The sequence below is a fragment of the Limosilactobacillus vaginalis DSM 5837 = ATCC 49540 genome (assembly GCF_000159435.1).
Classification (GTDB): domain Bacteria; phylum Bacillota; class Bacilli; order Lactobacillales; family Lactobacillaceae; genus Limosilactobacillus; species Limosilactobacillus vaginalis.
In genome coordinates this window covers 1-219 of the sequence record NZ_GG693505.1, presented here as the reverse complement: position 1 = coordinate 219, position 219 = coordinate 1, and the positions used below count along the sequence as shown (strand labels likewise).

Below are 219 nucleotides of genomic sequence, written 5' to 3'. Positions count from 1 at the left end.
ACATCTTCCTGCGTGGCGAATATATCGAAGCGGCAGTTAATCTGCGCCGTGCCATTGCCGAAGCCACCGAAGCGGGTCTGCTTGGCAAAAACATTATGGGAACAGGTTTCGATTTCGAACTGTTCGTCCATACCGGGGCAGGGCGCTACATCTGCGGGGAAGAAACAGCGTTAATCAACTCCCTGGAAGGACGTCGTGCTAACCCACGCTCGAAGCCAC

General features: G+C 54.8%; 1 pseudogene. It reads left to right on the top strand.

What is annotated here, in order from left to right:
- Positions 1-219: pseudogene (locus HMPREF0549_RS09175) on the top strand (NADH-quinone oxidoreductase subunit F); the annotation flags it as partial.